The sequence below is a fragment of the Paenibacillus sp. y28 genome (assembly GCF_037137075.1).
Classification (GTDB): domain Bacteria; phylum Bacillota; class Bacilli; order Paenibacillales; family NBRC-103111; genus JBBBNV01.
The window spans coordinates 107,834-125,924 of sequence record NZ_JBBBNV010000014.1 but is presented as its reverse complement, the minus strand read 5'-3'; the positions used below and the strand labels follow the sequence as shown (position 1 = coordinate 125,924).

General features: G+C 52.4%; 15 protein-coding genes and 1 riboswitch. Of the genes, 9 read left to right on the top strand and 6 right to left on the bottom strand.

The genetic code is table 11. The features are described 5' to 3' along the window. Positions 1 to 305: 305 nt before the first annotated feature. Complete coding sequence (locus WBG83_RS13215) at positions 306 to 518, bottom strand: hypothetical protein (protein WP_336745545.1); 213 nt, start codon at positions 516 to 518, stop codon at positions 306 to 308. 763 nt (positions 519 to 1,281) lie between these two features. Between WBG83_RS13215 and WBG83_RS13210 the strand changes: the two genes are divergently transcribed. After that, positions 1,282 to 2,553, top strand: coding sequence for an NAD(P)/FAD-dependent oxidoreductase (locus tag WBG83_RS13210; protein ID WP_336745543.1), 1,272 nt, complete (start codon positions 1,282 to 1,284; stop codon positions 2,551 to 2,553). Positions 2,554 to 2,703: 150 nt separating this feature from the next. On the opposite strand, the gene WBG83_RS13205 is transcribed toward WBG83_RS13210, so the two are convergent. Beyond that, positions 2,704 to 2,853, bottom strand: a complete 150-nt coding sequence (locus WBG83_RS13205) for a YqzM family protein (RefSeq protein ID WP_336745542.1) — start codon at positions 2,851 to 2,853, stop codon at positions 2,704 to 2,706. Positions 2,854 to 3,118: 265 nt separating this feature from the next. Here WBG83_RS13205 and trxA point away from each other — a divergent pair, with 265 nt between their 5' ends. Next, positions 3,119 to 3,436: a thioredoxin gene (gene trxA / locus WBG83_RS13200; RefSeq protein WP_336745541.1), complete on the top strand. Its 318-nt coding sequence runs from the start codon at positions 3,119 to 3,121 to the stop codon at positions 3,434 to 3,436. Positions 3,437 to 3,655: 219 nt separating this feature from the next. Then, positions 3,656 to 5,779, top strand: coding sequence for an excinuclease ABC subunit UvrC (gene uvrC, locus WBG83_RS13195; RefSeq protein ID WP_336745539.1), 2,124 nt, complete (start codon positions 3,656 to 3,658; stop codon positions 5,777 to 5,779). 119 nt (positions 5,780 to 5,898) lie between these two features. Here uvrC and WBG83_RS13190 read toward each other — a convergent pair whose 3' ends face one another. Continuing rightward, entirely contained in the window at positions 5,899 to 7,572 is a 1,674-nt protein-coding gene (locus WBG83_RS13190) for a CPBP family intramembrane glutamic endopeptidase (RefSeq protein WP_336745538.1), read from the bottom strand. Positions 7,573 to 7,806: 234 nt separating this feature from the next. Beyond that, positions 7,807 to 7,982: riboswitch (cyclic di-AMP (ydaO/yuaA leader) on the top strand. Positions 7,983 to 8,081: 99 nt separating this feature from the next. Here WBG83_RS13190 and WBG83_RS13185 point away from each other — a divergent pair. Both WBG83_RS13185 and WBG83_RS13180 read left to right on the top strand, forming a co-directional pair. Then, entirely contained in the window at positions 8,082 to 9,434 is a 1,353-nt protein-coding gene (locus WBG83_RS13185; RefSeq protein ID WP_336745537.1) for a TrkH family potassium uptake protein, read from the top strand. A gap of 80 nt (positions 9,435 to 9,514) precedes the next feature. After that, positions 9,515 to 10,177 carry a potassium channel family protein gene (locus tag WBG83_RS13180; RefSeq protein WP_336745536.1) on the top strand — a complete coding sequence of 221 codons (663 nt, stop codon included), beginning with the start codon at positions 9,515 to 9,517 and terminating at the stop codon, positions 10,175 to 10,177. On the opposite strand, the gene WBG83_RS13175 is transcribed toward WBG83_RS13180, so the two are convergent. Continuing rightward, positions 10,174 to 11,097 carry a LysR family transcriptional regulator gene (locus WBG83_RS13175; RefSeq protein WP_336745552.1) on the bottom strand — a complete coding sequence of 308 codons (924 nt, stop codon included), beginning with the start codon at positions 11,095 to 11,097 and terminating at the stop codon, positions 10,174 to 10,176. The two genes, WBG83_RS13180 and WBG83_RS13175, sit on opposite strands and share 4 nt — an antisense overlap. Before the next feature lie 401 nt (positions 11,098 to 11,498). Here WBG83_RS13175 and WBG83_RS13170 point away from each other — a divergent pair, with 401 nt between their 5' ends. Genes WBG83_RS13170 through sdhB form a run of 3 tightly spaced genes read left to right on the top strand, consistent with a single transcriptional unit; the run spans position 11,499 to position 14,676 of the window. After that, complete coding sequence (locus WBG83_RS13170) at positions 11,499 to 12,149, top strand: succinate dehydrogenase cytochrome b558 subunit (protein ID WP_336745535.1); 651 nt, start codon at positions 11,499 to 11,501, stop codon at positions 12,147 to 12,149. A 14-nt stretch (positions 12,150 to 12,163) separates the two neighbouring features. Next, complete coding sequence (gene sdhA / locus WBG83_RS13165) at positions 12,164 to 13,921, top strand: succinate dehydrogenase flavoprotein subunit (RefSeq protein ID WP_336745534.1); 1,758 nt, start codon at positions 12,164 to 12,166, stop codon at positions 13,919 to 13,921. Between the two features lie 2 nt (positions 13,922 to 13,923). Beyond that, entirely contained in the window at positions 13,924 to 14,676 is a 753-nt protein-coding gene (sdhB, locus tag WBG83_RS13160) for a succinate dehydrogenase iron-sulfur subunit (protein ID WP_336745533.1), read from the top strand. A 162-nt stretch (positions 14,677 to 14,838) separates the two neighbouring features. On the opposite strand, the gene WBG83_RS13155 is transcribed toward sdhB, so the two are convergent. Together WBG83_RS13155 and araC are read right to left on the bottom strand one after the other, a co-directional pair. Further along, the gene (locus WBG83_RS13155; RefSeq protein ID WP_336745532.1) at positions 14,839 to 15,792 is read right to left on the bottom strand and encodes a DMT family transporter; all 954 of its coding nucleotides are present in this window, start codon (positions 15,790 to 15,792) and stop codon (positions 14,839 to 14,841) included. 245 nt (positions 15,793 to 16,037) lie between these two features. Then, positions 16,038 to 16,880 (bottom strand): arabinose operon transcriptional regulator AraC, encoded by an 843-nt coding sequence (gene araC / locus WBG83_RS13150; protein ID WP_336745531.1) that lies wholly within the window; start codon positions 16,878 to 16,880, stop codon positions 16,038 to 16,040. A gap of 83 nt (positions 16,881 to 16,963) precedes the next feature. On the opposite strand from araC, the gene WBG83_RS13145 reads away from it, so the two are divergent. Continuing rightward, complete coding sequence (locus WBG83_RS13145; RefSeq protein ID WP_336745530.1) at positions 16,964 to 17,782, top strand: phytanoyl-CoA dioxygenase family protein; 819 nt, start codon at positions 16,964 to 16,966, stop codon at positions 17,780 to 17,782. Positions 17,783 to 18,091: the final 309 nt, after the last annotated feature.

Genomic DNA, 18,091 nt, shown 5'->3' with positions numbered 1-18,091 from the left:
TTTTGTCTGCTCGTACTTATGAAACTGGACACCGCTACACATCACAGTATTCTTCAGCTTTATCGTTGGCTTAAAATTCTATTATGGGAACCGATGCATCAATGGATGGAACGAATTCACCGTAAACCTAGTCGAAAATCAGCGGGTAGGCGCAAGAAACAGTGAGCTAGTATTTCCGTCACTCAGGGGAAACTACATAAATTTACCAAATGGACAGAGAGCTACCTTCTGGTGGGCAATCGACTTTTTGGTAATGAAAACTAAAACCTTGTTCAGAATTATTCGAAAACTATGCCGCCGACTTTTTATGCAACGCTAGTGGTATTTTTTATTTTAAATAAAGGAAGAGACTCAACGTCCTTTTCTTTATCTTCGATGACCAAGTCAAAAACTTGCTTATGTAATTGTTTTAATTCGTTTTTGTCAAGCACAGGGATAGCTCCATCGGCAAAGGATGTAGAAGGGAAAATTAGTACTAAGGAAAGGACGAAGTAAAGCAAAAACCTAACTTTAAACATAAGATACAACCTCCATTTTTTTAATTTATTCCCACAAAAAACCAATCAATTGCATAGATTATCATATAATTACATAAAAGTAAATTATTTAAATCTTAGTTTCATAGAATATATGAAAAAGGTAAACACTGTACGAGCAGAACCAAGTCATCATCGTTGAGGGTTATTAAGCGTTTGTGGCTGACAAACATATGTACAAATCTCTATATTTTGTGAATTATGTCCAGGCTATTTTTGACATAGATAGGGTAGTAATTTCGAGTAATCCGGAGAAAAATAGAGATCGTTATTATCAAAAGAGAGGGTATTTTTTCTGCGAATGTTCCACAGGCCGAAAATCGCCATTTTTGGCCCAAAATGGACGAATATGGGGGCACACTTTCGGAGATTTTTATGCGAATGCCACTATTTTCTTTCGAGAAGAAAATCTGCAGGGGGAACTAAACGTCAGAAGCCTTTAAGGAGACTAACTATATAAGCGGCTTATCGGTGAAATTTCAGATGCCAAGTTTAACAAAGCCATTCTTGTTAAAGGAGCTTCACGGGATTTGTTAAAAAGCAAGGCTTGATTTTACAGTGGAACGGAAGTAAAATAATGAGCATAAAGAGGTTTGTGATTTTAATCACAACATCGGATATGATGGAAATGGAGAAGCAAGCGTGAAATGCAGCAAACTGCGTTACCGATTACAATGAGCTCGGCTGACTACGTTCATTTTTATCAAATGATGTGAATCCCTTCACAAGAAAGGGTGGACAGCAAGTGAATCCTTCGATGAACGGCCGTGGCGAGGCGGCAAGCGGACGACCGCAGGCTTCTCCGCGAATGGAACGGGACCACGCGGGCAGGAAGCCGCGGATCGTCATTCTGGGGGCCGGCTGCAGTGGAATTAGCACGGCGGTTCGGCTGCAAAAACGGCTTCACCTGTCTGAGGCCGATGTGACCCTTGTGAATAAGCATGACTATCATTACTTCAACACCCAGCTCCACAGAACGGCGGCCGGCGCAATCCGGCCCGAGCAAACCCGCGTCCGGGTGACCGATTTGCTGCTTGAGGCGAAGGTGCATTTCTGCAAGGGGGAGGTACGGGCGATCAAGCCCCGGGAGCGAAAGGTCGTACTGGATCATGGCGTGCTTTCGTACGATTATTTGGTTGTAGGTTTGGGCGGCGAGCCGGAAACGTCGGGGATTCCCGGAATGGAGGAATTTGCCCTGACGATTCGAAGCTTGAACAGCGTGCGCATGATCCGGCAGCATGTCGAGTATATGCTGGCGAAGTCCAAGCGTGAGCCGCAGCGGGCCAGCTATTTAACCTTTGCCGTTTGCAGCGCGGATGCGACGGGAGTGGATTTTGCCGAGGAGCTGGCTGATCAGCTCCCGCAGCTGTGCAGACGGTATGATGTTGAGCCGTCACTGACCCGTATTATTCATTTTGATGTTGTATCCTCTCTGCAGGAGGCCGGGCAGCAGGGAAAGCCGCAGGCCCAAGCAGACAAGAGCGGCGTCTTTCACTATAAAGGGATTGAATTCAGACAGGGCACGGCAGTACGGGCCTGTACACCGGAAGGACTGGTGCTTGCGGACGGGGAACGGCTTGATGCAGGCACCGTGATATGGAACGGCGGCGTGAAGGGCTCCCTGCTGCTGGCCGCGGCGGGCCTCGACACTATCCAGGGGCGGGTTAGAGTAGATGCGCAGCTGCGCAGTCCGCAGCATCCCGAAATTTGGGTCGTAGGTGAAAATGCAGTGCTGCCCGGCGTTCAAAATCCGGTCGCGCGTTCTACCGCCGAGCTTGCGCTGCTGCAGGGCAAACATGCCGCCGACGTGCTGCTGGCCAAGCTTCGCGGCCGGAAGGAACCGGTCTGGGCATATAAAGCAAGTATGCTTGATTCACCCGGAAATGCTGCGGCAAGGCTGTCAGGAGCCCGCGGGCTGCGGCAGGCGGCGTTCAAGGCTGCGGCCAACCTGCGCGGTATGCTGCGAATCGGCGGCCTTGGGCTTGTATGGAGAAAGGCTATTTTTCGCAGAGATTAGTTTCCCGCGCCCTGGCTCGGTATGCTGCAGTCCGTTTTGCCCGGATTTCCTGATGTGCATAGCAAAAAAGCTTGCTTATCCTATCCGACAGGTAGAGGTAAGCGAGCTTTTTGTTTGGTTTATGTAGTGCACGGGCGAAAACGACGCTCTTTATTTCCCGATCAAGGCAGCCACAACAGTGAACACAACGGCAATTACCAAGAAAATGCCGAAGGTTACGCCGAAGCCAATTCCTGTATCCATCAAATCGTTGCGCGGTTCTTCATTCACATGAAGCTCCGGATGGTTTGCGTTGTTCATCGGTTTTCCTCCTTCAAAATGCTGGGCACACGTATATATAGTCTAGTATACCCAAAATCCCAAGGAGATGTAAAGGCGGCAGAAGTGACAATTGTAGTAACTTGCCGACGGAAAAGAGAACGAAATATAAGGGCTTGAAAATTAGTGTAAACTGTAATATAATTATTTTCAGATTAGTATTAGCAGTCGCTTTATGGTATACTATCACTGATCACATCCGAATTCCTAGATATGGAATACAACGGCGACATAGGAGGGATTGCAGATGGCAATCGTTGAAGTTAGCGACCAAACATTCAAAAGTGAAGTAGAAGGACAAGGCACCGTCCTCGTTGATTTTTGGGCACCATGGTGCGGACCTTGCAAAATGATTGCACCGGTTCTGGAAGAGCTGGATAAAGAAATCGGCGAGCAACTGAAAATTGCCAAGGTTAATGTCGACGACAATCCGGAGTCCGCTTCCCGTTTTGGCGTGATGAGCATTCCGACGCTGATCGTGTTCAAGGATGGTCAACCGGTAGATAAAGTGGTTGGCTTCCAGCCAAAAGACGGTCTGAAAAACGTTGTCGGCCGTCACCTGTAATTTTTGCAAAAACCGGATATTGAATCGCTGCACAGTTCCATCGTATGATGGAGTTAATCGGCGAGACAGGAGAGAAGGTTCGGATTCGCCTTGCGGCGGAGAAGAGCCTTTTTCTTTATTTCATTTATTTACTTGGGTTTTATCCCATATAGCTCGTTGAACGGCTCGCCGTTCTTACGATTTCGTCCATAATTTATACAGTGGAGAGGTGTAACCGCAATGACGACGCCCCCCCGGGATCAGGCCGAGGAGCATATCCGCCAGAAGCTGGCCCTGCTGCCGGATAAGCCTGGCTGTTATTTGATGAAGAATGAAGCCGGAACTATCATTTATGTCGGCAAGGCCAAGGTGCTGAAGAACCGGGTCCGCTCTTATTTTACCGGCAGTCATGGCGCCAAAACGCAGCGGCTTGTTGCGGATATCCGCGATTTCGAATATATCGTTACCGCCAGCAATATGGAAGCGCTCATACTGGAGTGCAACTTAATCAAGCAGTATCATCCCCGGTATAATGTCCTGCTCAAGGATGACAAATCGTTTCCTTATATCAAAATTACAGCGGAAATCCATCCGCGGCTTGAGGTTACGCGCCGTGTAGTGAAGGATAAGGCCAAATATTTCGGACCGTATCCGAATGCGCTGGCCGCGCAGCAGACGAAAAAGCTGCTGGACCGGCTGTATCCGCTCCGCAAGTGCAAAACGCTGCCGGATAAGGTATGCCTGTATTATCACATGGGCCAGTGCGTAGCGCCCTGTGAGTATGATGTGCAGCCTTCGGAGTATGAACGGATGGTCCAGGAAATTACCCGCTTTCTGGGCGGCGGGCATGTCCAGATCAAGCAGGAGCTCCAGCGCAAAATGGAGGAGGCAGCCGAGGATCTGAATTTCGAGCGGGCCAAGGAGCTGCGGGATCAAATTATTCATATTAATGCGGTGATGGAGAAGCAGACCATTACGTCCAGCGATAGGATTGACCGCGATGTGTTCGGCTATGCGGTGGATAAGGGCTGGATGTGTGTGCAAATCCTGTACATGCGTCAGGGTAAAATGATCGAGCGCCACGCTTCCATGTTCCCATATTACGGGGAAGAGTATGATGATTTTATTTCCTTCGTGACGCAGTATTACAGCGACAATCCGGCTATGCCGAAGGAAGTGCTGCTTCCGTCTCCGGATATGTATAGTGAAGCGTCTGTGGCGGAGGGTGGCGGAGAAGCGGGACAAGGGAATGACGCTGACAAGCAGGAGCCGGTCATTGCGGCCGGGGAAGCGCCTGATACGATTGCCGCGGAGCAAGGGGCCGTCTCCTGTACAGACGAGACACTGGCCGCACGGATGGGAGCCTTGGCGAAGGAGCCGGATACATCAGTGAATACCTTTGGTGCTGCTGTAAACAATCCGGCTTCGCCGGAACAGATGCCGGAGCGGTACGATGTGCGCGAAGCCCTGGAGAAATGGCTGCAGGTAAAGGTTCATATCCCGCAGCGCGGCAATAAACGCAAAATGATCGGCATGGGCTGCGAGAACGCCAGGATGGCGCTTGCCGAGAGATTCCGCCTTCTGGAGCGTAATGAAGAGCGGACAGTGCAGGCTGCCAGCAATCTGGGACGCTATCTCGGAATCGGGCATGTCGGCCGAATTGAAGCCTTCGATAACTCGAACATCCAGGGGACCGATCCGGTGTCCGCGATGGTCGTATTCACTGACGGCAAGCCCGACCGCAAGGAATACCGCAAGTACAAAATCCGGTCCGTGCAAGGGCCAGATGATTATGAAACGATGCGCGAGGTGATCCGGCGCCGTTATGAACGGGTGCTGAAGGAGCAGCTGCCGTTGCCGGATTTGATTGTTGTCGATGGAGGGAAGGGACAAATGGCGGTGGCGGTGGACGTGCTGGAGAACGAGCTTGGCTTGTACATTCCCGTGTGCGGTCTTGTGAAGGACGCCAAGCATAGAACCGCCCAGCTGATGGCCGGAGAGCCAGCAGAGGTTGTGCCGCTGCCCAGGGATAGTCAGGAATTTTATTTGCTGCAGCGCATCCAGGAGGAGGTGCACCGCTTTGCGATTACGTTCCATCGCCAAACCCGCGCCAAATCCATGGTTACTTCGCAGCTCGATTCCATCCCGGGCATCGGAGAGAAACGGCGGAAGGTGCTGCTGAAGCACTTTGGTTCCATTAAAAAAATGCGGGAAGCCGCAATCGACGAGTTTCGTCAGCTTGGTATCGGCGACAAGCTGGCCCGCGAAATAAAGCAGGCCTTGAACGGGGAGACGGCCGGGCCTGCAGAGCAGGAAGCGGATGAGACGCATGAAGCAGCGGTTTCCTCGGCTCAAGAGGAATAAAAGAGGCAGTGGAAACGAATAAGGCACCCGTCATGTCCATTGAAGGTCATATGACGGGTGCCTTGTTTTTTACTTTTACTGTAATCCAGGGTCATCCGGTTTGCTTTGCCGGCTTTAGATTAGCTTTGCGGCTTCACCGGGAACGGAATGACCGGCGCAGGAACGCGCTCCGGCTGGCCGGGCTGCCCCGGCGGACGGCGCGGCGGGAACCTTCGGCGGATCATCGCCATTGCCAGCGCGAATAAAACAGGACTTACCATGTACAGCAAGCCGATCAGCACCATGGAGACGGTGCCGCTCATCAGCATCAGCGACAAGCCCATGAGGATGCAGTCCATTGCCGTATGGGCAAAAACCGCCGTCCAGAAGCCGAACTTCAGCATGGCGTAACCGAACAGAAGACCGAGCACCGTGACCTCGACAAACCGGGTATACCACGGATAAATCGGATAGGTTGTATGGCTTAACGCCCATATCATGCTTGGGACGAGCACAGCCAGGAAGTTGAAGCGAAGCAGCTTCTTAAAGAGCATAATTCCAAACAAACGGTATACGGCTTCCTCCGATATGCCTGCGACCCAGGCCATAAGCGGGAAGAGGGCGGGAACCAGCATATTTTGCATGGACATTGCCGCGTCATTAATCCCCCACACATGGAAGCGCTGCTCTCCGATAAACAGCAGCAGATTTTGCGCGCCAAGCACGATGAAGCAGACCAGATATCCGGTTGTCATGGATTTGACAATATAGCCCGCAAAGCCGTCCTCGTGCCAGCGCGGCCACATGTTGGTCCCGGCACGGCGCCAGAGCATGTCTCCGCCAAGCAGGGAGAAATACAGCTGCGCGCTCAACAGCGCAGTAATGGCAAGACTGAACAGGATGTTGAACACGAGCGCTTCATGCGGCTGGAACGGGCCGTCTGTAATTTTGTACACCGGGATCGTATTCAACGTATTGACCGTGTACATAAGGGCAAAAAAGGCTGTAAATATAATGCCTCGTTGAAAAGAAACACCGCGCGATCCCCGGGCTGTAAGCACAATGGCCGCAATCGTCATCACCAGCGACAGGGTCAAGCTGAACAAGGTCATGAGCCCGGCGAAGGCGTCCTGCATCGTCTGCCAGTCCTTATGCGCTGCGGGAGGCTGGAACGCCCGGTGATAGGCGGTGATCTCCGAGCCGCGAACCGTCACTTGATGCTCCAGCACGGCCTCGCCTATACGCCTGCCGATATCCCGGAATGTATAGCTTCCCTGGCTGCTTCGGTCCAGATCCAGGCCCGACATATCTACGCCGTGTCCGGCCAAATAATTCAAAGCGGCGGCCTCGCCCGCTTGTTTCTCCGGCGCCTCTGCACCGGATTGCTTCTCAAAGCCGATGACGCTTCCGCTCATCATATCCAAATCGACGGCATAGCGGAACGAGGACTCTTCGGGGGACGCGGCTTGGGCATCGCTCACCTCGACGCGCCAATATTCCGTCGGATATTTCTCGCCGTATATACGGGTATAGGCGTCGGCAAGGCCCTCCTTTTGCAAATATCCGTTAAACAGCTTATCCGTGTTGTAGCCGACCTCGGCTCGCAGCGCCCCGGCCTGCTCCTTGGAGCGTACGAATTCATACGCAAGCTCGATGGCCTTACTTTTGTCCACGGCGGGAATCATGGCCGGCTGCTGCTCGGACGGAGGTCTTCCCGACAAATAAGAAGATAAGAAGTTGATGACCAGGAATACGATAATCCCGACGATCGCCCAAGCCTTCAGGACGGGCGTAGACTGCGGATGTGGACGCATGGCTGTTCTCCTTTGCCGATTAGGTTGCCTTGAATGCTGCGCGCTTGCAATACCGAACCGCAGCGTCTCCCCTTCACGTTATCACAGTTAAAGCGCAGTTTCCAGCCAGCAGGGTTAAAAGGGTGAAAACGGGGATTCTTTTCTGCAAAGCGGGCCAATTAACCTGAATTTCGCCCAATTTCCTTAAATTTTGACTTTGAAGCTGCAGAGTGGCACGAGCTATAATCGATACAATTGAATTGAAAGCCGAGTTTCCGAATTTTCACTGGAAAACGGGGGAACCATTTAAATAAACAGGCTGATATATGAATGGCCGTTTATGGGGTGAATTTTGCTCGCTGCAGCAAATAGGGGAAACCTGATGGACCCGAACCCGACAGCTAACCTCGTAGGCTTATGTGTCATCAGGATACCTACCTCCGTCAACAGGCACTGGGTTTCCAGTGCTTTTTTTGTTATTTCAAAATGGATATCATCCCCGAATGGCCGGAGAGGAACGCGTGTACATCATGAAAAAAAAGAAACGCTGGCTGGAAATCAGTCCGCCGCGGCTGCTGGTTCTGGGGTTTGCCGTGATTATATTGGCCGGGACGCTGTTACTGGCCCTCCCCATCTCTTCGCGCACAGGCACCCCGACACCGCTGATTGACGCTTTCTTCACAGCGACTTCGGCAACCTGTGTCACCGGTCTTGTGGTAGTGGACACCGGCTCGCATTTTAATGTGTTCGGACAAGTTGTCATTATAAGCCTGATTCAGCTTGGCGGACTCGGCTTCATGACGATGGCTACTCTGGTTGCGCTGCTTCTTCGCAAAAAAATTTCGCTCCGGGAGCGGCTGATTTTGCAGGAGGCCATGAACCAGATTACGATGGAAGGCATTGTCAGGCTGATTCGCAAGGTGGTCATTTATTCTGTTTGTATCCAGGCGGCCGGTGCGGTCCTGTTTACGATTCGATGGTCGTTTGATTTTCCGTTGTGGCAGGCGCTTGGCCTGGGGGTGTTTCATGCCATTTCCTTTTTTAACAATGCCGGGTTTGATTTGTTCGGGGGGATTTATGAGCCTTTTACAGGCTTGACGAACTATGTGGGCGATCCGTTTGTCAATATCATCAGTATGGCCCTCATTGTGCTGGGCGGCATCGGCTTCATTGTCATCTCGGACGTGATCGAATTCCGTAAAACAAGGAGATTGTCCCTGCATTCCAAGGTTGTGCTCAGCACGACCGGCTTGCTCATTATGATTGGGGCGGCGGTCATTTTTGCTTTTGAATATACGAATAACCGGACCCTGGGGACGCTCAGCCTCGGCGAGAAGCTGTGGGCCGCCTTGTTCCAGTCGGTGTCCCCCCGTACAGCGGGGGCCAATACGGTTGATATCGCCGGGCTCAGACAGGCGACGCAATTTTTCACGATTATTCTTATGTTTATCGGAGCATCTCCGGGTTCTACAGGCGGCGGGATTAAAACCACGACGTTTACTACGCTGGTTGGGGCTGTACTCGCGATGATTCGCGGGAAGGAAGATATTGTGCTGTTCAGAAACCGTCTGGCCAAAGACCGGATCAACAAGGCGGTTACGCTGTCCATGTTTGCGCTGCTGCTTGTCGTCGGGGTGTCGATGATTCTGTCGACGACAGAGGATCATCATTTTCTGATGATTTTGTTCGAGGTTACGTCGGCCTTCGGCACGGTCGGCCTTTCGATGGGACTGACGCCGGATTTGACGCTGGTCGGCAAGCTGCTCATTTGCCTGATGATGTTTGTCGGACGGCTCGGTCCGCTGACGCTGGCTTATGCGCTGCAGCCGAAGGCGGAGAAGGAGCTTTACCGGTATCCGGAAGGCAGAATCATGATTGGCTAGCGGCAGAAGGCCGGGCCGATATATGAAGGTAACGATAATGAATCATGACAAGAGATCTGGAGAGGAAGTTGACGTAAGAGATGAAGGCAGGGCAATTCGCGGTTATCGGATTGGGAAGGTTCGGCTCCAGCTTGGCGAAGGAGCTGGTCCGTCTAGGCTTTGAGGTGCTCGGTATCGACCGCAGCGAACAAATTGTAGATGACCTCAGCGATGAGCTCACACATACGGTCGTTGCAGACGGAACAGAGGAGGATGTGCTGCGGGCGCTTGGCATCCGTAACTTCGACTGTGCAGTAGTCGCGATCGGCGATGACATTCAGGCCAGCATCCTGACGGCTATTTTGCTCAAGGATATCGGGGTGAAGACCGTTGTGGCCAAAGCGCTCTCCGAGCTGCATGGCAAGGTGCTGGAGAAAATTGGGGTTGACCGGATCATTTACCCCGAACGGGATATGGGCATCCGGGTGGCGCATCAGCTTGTTTCTCCCAATCTGCTGGACTTTATCGAGCTGTCCGACGATTATACGATCGCCGAGGTGGCGGCTCCTAAGTCTATTGCCGGCTTGACGCTCAAGGAGCTGGATCTCCGCAAGAAATTCGGCTGCAGCGTTGTGGCCATTAACAAGAAATCCGGCGTGATTATCGCCCCGGTCGCCGAAGAGCGGGTAGATGAGAAGGATATTATGGTCATTATTGGCACGAACGAGCAAATCGAGGCGTTCGAGCAGGCGGTCATCCGTTAGGTAGAGGACGATACGGAGGCGTCTTGGCCGACTCTGAAATGCTCCTTGGCGATATGAATAAGCTGCTCGGCCGGGATGCTGAGCTGCTCGGAGTCGTTATAAATCAGGGAGGTCGTGCGTTTCGTCTGCAGGAGCTCAGCCAAATTGCGGATGATAATTCCGTTATCCTCCAGCAGGCTTGAGCGCAGATACGACTGCGGCAGCAGCGAAGCGGTATTGGTCGTTGCAACGAGACGGATGATAGCCTCAAAGGAATCGATCTCCATGCGGACATCAGGCTGGATAGCGTGTTTATGGAACAGCTCATCCATCAGAATGCGGTACCAGGTGCCGCGGGAGAATAAAATCATCGGCAGTTGATCGAGCACCGTAATTCGCAGCGTCTCCGGTTCAAGCTCCCCGAGCGGATGGTGAACCGGAAGCACGAGACACAAATGATCGTCGAACAGCTCCACACAGGTAAGTCCTGAATGGTCGATGCTGGAAGCCACCAGGCCCAGATCGACCTTTTTTTCGATCACAAGCGACACTACCTCGTGTGTTTTGCCGGTCACGGCCTTCATGTCGGTTTGCGGGAAAACCCGCGTATATAAGGTAATCAAATCCGGAAGCGTGGCCTGCAGCGTGGTGAGGCTGGCCCCGATGGTAAGCTTGCTGCCGCCGACAGCCTTGTAGGTGCTCAGCTTCTGCTGAAACTTGCGGCGAAGCTCCCGTACCTGAGTAGCATGCTCGTAGCAGATTTGCCCGGCACGGGTCAGCTCCAGCCGCTTGCCTTTGCGGTCAAAAAGCTGCACGCCGAGCGCTTCCTCCAGCTTCATCATTTTGCGGGAGAGCGCAGGCTGCGACACATTCAGAATACGCGAGGCCCGGTTGAGGCTTTGCTGTTCGACAACGACAGCGAATTCGTCGAGATTTTCGATCATAACCGAGTTCTCTCCTTACCATATAAAAGTCCCTCTTATAACTAAGCTGCATAAGCATTTATAAAAAATACGCACTTCCATTATAAGCGATACAGGCGTAACATAGTACCTGTCACGCATTGTTCACAAAATGTGAAATGCCGGTATAAAAGGCCACAAATGTTACGACACTAGGCGTGAACGCAAAAACTGCCGGATTTTGTGGCGTTTTGTTGACGCTTGGTACGTGCAGGAGTAAAATGGTATGTGTTTGTCCCCATATAAGAATCCGCTTTCCGGATATGCTCTGATGGTTCTTATATGTATAGACAGGCTGCTTTTTATTTTTGAAAGAAGGCTGTATATTCTGGGTGCATGTACCGATGCTTTTCAACTAATTAAGGGGGGAATTTTTGCACATGACCGGAAATTCGTATTACTATCGAAAGCTTCACTCGCTTCTCGGCGTTGTACCAGTCGGTTTTTTTCTGGTTGAACACATGCTGACGAACTATGAAGCGTTTCGGGGCGGGCCTGTACAGTTCGCCGAGCAGGTCAAATGGCTGAATGATTTGCCGTTAATTTTCTTGCTGGAGCTGTTCGGCATCTGGCTGCCTTTGCTTTATCACGGCGTCTACGGGCTGTATGTTGCATTCCAGTCCAATAATAACGTCAACCGTTACAGCTACGGCCGCAACTGGATGTTTACGCTGCAGCGTGTGACCGGGGTCATTACCTTGGTATATATCGCATGGCACGTGTTCCAAACCCGTGTACAGGTCGCACTCGGACTGGAGCATATCGAGCTGGGTAAAGTGATGCACGGCATCTCGACAAACGGGGTGATGTTTGCGCTGTACACCATTGGTATTTTGGCTGCCTGTTTTCACTTCTCCAACGGCATGTGGTCGTTCCTGGTCAGCTGGGGGATTACAATCGGCCCGCGCGCGCAAAAAGTGTCTTCCTATATCTGGGCAGGCGTTTTTGTTGTGATGGCAGCAATGTTTATTGCTTCGCTCGCGGCATTTATGGACCCGCAGTTTAACAGCATACCGACCATCAAGGACTAAGGGAGTGAATAAGCATGGCTAAAAATAAAGTGATCGTTGTCGGCGGCGGTCTGGCGGGCCTGATGGCAACCATCAAAGCAGCCGAAGCCGGCGTGCATGTAGATTTGTTTTCGATTGTTCCCGTGAAGCGCTCCCACTCCGTCTGTGCGCAGGGCGGCATCAACGGTGCCGTCAACACAAAAGGGGAAGGCGACTCGCCCTGGGAGCATTTTGACGATACGGTATACGGCGGCGACTTCCTGGCGAACCAGCCTCCGGTCAAAGCGCTCTGTGACGCAGCGCCCGGCATCATCCATTTGATGGACCGCATGGGCGTGATGTTCAGCCGTACACCGGAGGGCTTGCTCGATTTCCGCCGTTTCGGGGGAACACAATATCACCGTACCGCATTTGCCGGTGCGACAACCGGACAGCAGCTCCTGTACGCGCTTGACGAGCAAGTGCGCCGCTGGGAAGCAGCCGGTCTTGTTACGAAATATGAGCATTGGGAATTCCTTGGCGCAGTTATCGACGACGAGGGCATCTGCCGCGGTGTGTCAGCGCAAAACCTGCGCAGCATGGAGGTTCAAACCTTCCGCGGGGATGCGACCATTCTGGCGACAGGCGGACCCGGGATTATCTTCGGAAAAACGACGAACTCCGTCATCAACACCGGTACGGCGGCCAGTGCCGTTTACCAGCAGGGCGTTACCTATGCGAACGGGGAGTTCATTCAGATTCACCCGACAGCGATTCCAGGGGACGACAAGCTGCGTCTGATGAGTGAGTCGGCGCGCGGTGAAGGCGGCCGTATCTGGACGTACAAAGACGGTAAGCCTTGGTACTTCCTTGAGGAGAAATACCCTGCCTACGGAAACCTGGTGCCGCGGGATATCGCGACGCGCGAGATTTTCTCTGTCTGCGTAGACCAGAAGCTCGGTATCAACGGCGAGAACATGGTTTATCTGGACCTGTCCCACAAGGACCCGAAGGAGCTGGATGTGAAGCTCGGCGGCATTATCGAGATTTACGAGAAGTTTATGGGCGACGACCCGCGCAAAATCCCGATGAAAATTTTCCCTGCGGTCCACTATTCGATGGGCGGCATGTGGGTAGATTACAATCAAATGACGAACATTCCGGGGCTGTTCGCAGCCGGCGAATGCGAGTATCAATATCACGGCGCCAACCGTTTGGGCGCGAACTCGCTGGTATCGGCGATTTTCGGCGGCATGGTAGCCGGTCCGAAAGCCATCGAGTACATCCGCGGGATGAAAAAATCGGCTGAGGATGTATCCAGCTCGGTATTCGACCAGGAGAAAAACAAACGTACGCAGCAGCATGAAGCCCTGCTTAAAATGGATGGCACGGAGAACGCTTACGTCCTTCATAAAGAGCTTGGCGACTGGATGCTCAGCAACATGACCGTTGTTCGCTACAACGACCGTTTGCAGCAAACCATTGACAAAATCAAAGAATTGAAGCAGCGCTATACCAAAATCAACATCACCGATACAGCCCGCTGGAACAACCAGGGTGTCGCTTTCACCCGCCAGCTGTGGAACATGCTGGAGCTGGCAGAGGCGATGACGCTGGGCGGCCTGATGCGTAATGAAAGCCGCGGCGCTCACTACAAGCCTGAATTCCCGACCCGGGATGATGATAAGTTCCTGAAAACCACGCTGGCGAAATGGACGCCGGACGGACCGACGATCGATTATGAAGATGTCGATGTTTCCTTGATTGCGCCGCGTAAGCGTGACTACACCACGGATAAGAAAGGAGGACATTAATCATGGCCGACAACAAAACGGTAAAATTCGTTGTAACGCGTCAGGATAGTCCGGAATCTGCTCCGTATACCGAGGAATTCGAAGTTCCTTACCGCCCGAATATGAACGTAATCAGCGCGCTGATGGAAATTCAGCGCAATCCCCAAAATGCAAGCGGGCAAAAAACGACACCGATTTGCTGGGAGTCGAACTGCCTGGAGGAAGTATGCGGGGCCTGTTCAATGGTCATTAACGGCAAGCCGCGTCAAGCGTGCTCGGCGTTAATCGACAAGCTGGAGCAGCCGGTGCGCGTAGCGCCGATGTCCACCTTCCCGGTGATGCGTGACCTGGTTATTAACCGTGAGCGGATGTTCGATTCACTGAAGCGCGTCAAAGCGTGGATTCCGATTGACGGTACCTACGACCTCGGACCGGGACCGCGGATGGCGGAATCGAAGCGTCAATGGGCCTATGAGCTGGCTAAATGTATGACATGCGGCGTCTGCCTTGAGGCGTGCCCGAACGTAAACGACCGCAGCAGCTTTATCGGTCCGGCGCCAATCTCGCAAGTCCGTTTGTTTAATGCTCATCCAACAGGCGAGATGAACAAGGAAGAGCGTCTGGATACGCTCATGGAGGATGGGGGCATCGAGGGCTGCGGTAACTCGCAGAACTGTGTGCGCTCCTGCCCGAAAGGAATTCCGCTTACGACGTCGATTGCTGCGATCAATGCGGATACAACGAAGCACTTGTTCAAAAAATGGCTTCAGTTCTAATCCTGCAGCAGTATAGAATGAAAATATAAAGGCTTATGCAAAATCGCTGGTCACGCCTTCCGGGCGACGACCAGCGGTTTTTTGTGCGGAAATCGATTTAGTCCCAGCCTCGAACAGCCACCCAGCCTCGGATTCATATCTCTCGTAAGCTGATTCGGTTTGTTATATACGCACCAGGATTAGGCCAACAAAGAGGCAGGCCATGGCGGCGGTCTGCAGACGGGTCAGCCGTTCGCGGTACAACACAATGGAGCCTGCTGCAATCACAAGGCCGTTGGTTGCAAAAATCGGCGCCACTATATTCGCAGGCCCGCTGTGCAGGGCCAGAGAGTACAGCTGCAGGCCCCCGTAGGAGAACAGTCCGGCCAGCAGTCCCCAGCTGAATCCGGCCCGGCGGGCATGTTGAGGGGCAGCTGGCTTGTCCGCAGAAGCAGGGGACGCTTGAGCGCTGCCGGCAGGCTTGCTTGGCAAATGCCCCGGGATCGAAGCGGTCATAGAGCCTGAAGCGTGAGCTTCTTTGCCGCTGCGCCAGGCAGCTGCCCCAAACCAGATGGCGGACAGCAAATAACCGTAAAACAATATCGGCGTATTGGCGAGTCCTGATGCGGCAGTCACCTTCAATCCTCCATTGCGGATGGCAAACAAAATTATGGCGGCGGCAACAAGCCAAAACCACTTGCCGTCCCGAATCGTCAAAGCTTCCTTGCTGCGGATAGAAATCAGCACAACGGCCAGCAGCAGGGCACCGATGCCCGCCAATTGCGCGCCTGCAATGGGTTCATGATATATAAAGAAGGACATGCATATAATGAGGACTATGTTCATATTCGTCAGCGGAGAAGTGAGGCTGGCCGGACCGTATTCGAGCGCCTTCATAAAAACGTAGTTGCCCCAGGCCGAACCGATTCCAATCAGAATTCCCGCCGTCCAGAGCGGGGCGCTCGTCCAAATGAGCGTTCCTTCCCATAGGCTGTTGACCCAAAATCCGGCTGTGCCTGAAACATATAACCCAAACAGCAGCCAGTGAGGATTCCCTTTGTTGGCTTGACTTACTTTCATAAATAAACCGGCAAGCCCGAACAAAACCGCGCTGGAAACAGACAAGACAAACCACATGACGGATTAGCAGCTCCTTCTAAAAATCAAGCTAAACGCGAAATTTGTTACACAAATGAAATATTTCTGTTACGAACCGATAACAATGGTCGGGTATTATAATAAGCAAGACCCCCTTTTTAATATAACGTTTGGACCTGCCGGATGCGGCAGGTCATTTTTTTTTTCGCTTATTTCCGGCTCATTGCCGCGAATTATACGATGCAGCAAGATCCATAAACAGACCGCATGTGTACAGGAACCGGTTAACGGCTGTATCTGCCTCGGTAGGAGGTCGGGTTCAGCCCGAAGCGATGCTTGAATTGCTTGGTAAAATAAAACGGGCTGTGGAAGCCCACCTCCTCCGCAATTTCGGCAACCGACATCGTGGTATGCTCCAGCAGACGCGCAGCCTGGCGCAAACGAATGTTCAGCAGCGTCTCTACAATCGATTCGCCGGTCTCTTCTTTAAACAAATGGGACAGCCGTGAAGGAGAGAGCAGAACACGGCGTGCCAAGTGCTCGATACGATGCTGCTCCTTCAGATGGCGGCTAATGTATTGCAGCGTGTCCTCGACACGGGGATCGATCGACTGTGTGCTGTTGTCTGTGCTCTGCTGGAGATAGAGCAATATTTCCTCCATTGCATTGAGCGACAGCAGCATATGATAACGGCTGCTGTCCCGGCTGGACTGGATTAAGCGCTCGAAGGCGCCGCGCAGGCGTTCCCGGCTGGAAGCATGGCCGATATGCAGGATGTCCATCCCCTTGGAATCGCTTGGCAAACGAAGCCATGCCGACCAGCGAGGGTCGGGAATAAAATGAGCCCACATAAACTCCCAGCAGCCTCCCGGCGGGGTACGGTACAGATGGGGTGTGCCCGGGGATAAAAGCACCACGTCTCCTTCCCGGCACGGATAATGGGCATGCTGGAGCATATAGTGCCCTTCGCCGCGAAGCGTGTATGTAATCAGCCAATCCTTGGTCCCGCCGCTGCGCCGGACAAGGTAGTCATCCTGCTCTATAAAATGGCCGGCTACCCATATTCCCGGAGGCGGCGAAGCCGATTCATGGTAATGATCAGCAGGATTGTTATGATCGTCAGCCATCAGGTTCATTCCTCCTGTTCTGGTTTGATTTTATAATGAGGTCATATTCTAATCAAGCAAGAACAGGAAGGGGTCATACTTTTATGGCGGATTATACAATTGGCGGGGTTCTCTCAGCAGATCAAAAGCAACAGTTCGAGCAGGATGGATTTTTAGTTGTAAAAGGATTGTTTAGGGAAGAAGTGGCGGAAATTGCAGGTGAGTTCATGCGTCTTCATGCCGGCGGCCCGATTCCAAATTGCTTCCACCCCGTACCGGAGGAGCAGGCCAAAGGGGATGCGCTCAAGCTGTATCCCAGGATGATGCATCCGCATCGGGTAAACGAGCTGGCGATGAAATATATGATTCATCCGAAGGTAATGAATGTGCTTGCGGATTTATTCGGCAAGGAGCCGCTGGCTGCGCAGAGCATGTTTTATTTCAAGCCGCCGGGAGCCAAGGGACAAGCGCTGCATCAAGACCAGTTTTATTTAAAAATGGATCCGGGGACATGTATCGCGGCCTGGACCGCGGTCGATGCGGCGGATGAAGAGAACGGCGGACTGGTAATAGTGCCGAAAACAAACCGGTTTGAAGTGGAATGCCCTCATGCGGCTGATCCGAAGGTCTCCTTCACACGTGAAGAAGTCGATGTTCCGGCGGGCTATACTGCGGTTCCGGTTAATATGGAGGCAGGGGATGTGCTGTTTTTTAACGGCAGCGTTATCCACGGGTCATTCCCGAACCGCTCCAAGGACCGTTTCCGGCGGGCGTTTATTTGTCATTATGCAGATGAATCGACGGAGCGCATCGCCAAATATTATAACCCCCTGTACCGTGCCGACGGCTCGGCGGTTATCGTTGCGGTGAATGAGGACGGAGGGCCTTGCGGCACGGAATATGCTTTTACCGGCGCTCACTGATACGAAATTCGTCAGCTCGCAGGTATATTCACGATCAAGACGATCGTTTTATTAATTTGATTCGTCCATACGTCGCATCGATGGCACGAACAGGCTGCTTTTCCGCTAGCTAGATGTAATTTATTTGAGGCCTGAAATCGTTGGAATTTCTAAATTGCTCACAGGGGCCGAAAGCAAGAAGCAGGGCGAAGAGAAGGGAAGAGCGAAGCGAAGAAGTGAAGAAGTGAAGAAGTGAAGAAGTGAAGAAGTGAAGTGAAGAAGTGAAGAGTAGAGCAGATAAGTGAAGATAATTGAAGAGCATTGCCCGGG

Bases quoted from the DNA above. Each gene is read 5' to 3' on its own strand.
- WBG83_RS13145 (WP_336745530.1), top strand. From the start codon at position 16,964: ATGGCGGATTATACAATTGGCGGGGTTCTCTCAGCAGATCAAAAGCAA.
- WBG83_RS13205 (WP_336745542.1), bottom strand. From the start codon at position 2,853: ATGAACAACGCAAACCATCCGGAGCTTCATGTGAATGAAGAACCGCGC.
- WBG83_RS13170 (WP_336745535.1), top strand. From the start codon at position 11,499: ATGACCGGAAATTCGTATTACTATCGAAAGCTTCACTCGCTTCTCGGC.
- araC (WP_336745531.1), bottom strand. From the start codon at position 16,880: ATGGCTGACGATCATAACAATCCTGCTGATCATTACCATGAATCGGCT.
- trxA (WP_336745541.1), top strand. From the start codon at position 3,119: ATGGCAATCGTTGAAGTTAGCGACCAAACATTCAAAAGTGAAGTAGAA.
- sdhA (WP_336745534.1), top strand. From the start codon at position 12,164: ATGGCTAAAAATAAAGTGATCGTTGTCGGCGGCGGTCTGGCGGGCCTG.
- WBG83_RS13215 (WP_336745545.1), bottom strand. From the start codon at position 518: ATGTTTAAAGTTAGGTTTTTGCTTTACTTCGTCCTTTCCTTAGTACTA.
- sdhB (WP_336745533.1), top strand. From the start codon at position 13,924: ATGGCCGACAACAAAACGGTAAAATTCGTTGTAACGCGTCAGGATAGT.
- WBG83_RS13155 (WP_336745532.1), bottom strand. From the start codon at position 15,792: ATGTGGTTTGTCTTGTCTGTTTCCAGCGCGGTTTTGTTCGGGCTTGCC.
- uvrC (WP_336745539.1), top strand. From the start codon at position 3,656: ATGACGACGCCCCCCCGGGATCAGGCCGAGGAGCATATCCGCCAGAAG.
- WBG83_RS13185 (WP_336745537.1), top strand. From the start codon at position 8,082: ATGAAAAAAAAGAAACGCTGGCTGGAAATCAGTCCGCCGCGGCTGCTG.
- WBG83_RS13190 (WP_336745538.1), bottom strand. From the start codon at position 7,572: ATGCGTCCACATCCGCAGTCTACGCCCGTCCTGAAGGCTTGGGCGATC.
- WBG83_RS13180 (WP_336745536.1), top strand. From the start codon at position 9,515: ATGAAGGCAGGGCAATTCGCGGTTATCGGATTGGGAAGGTTCGGCTCC.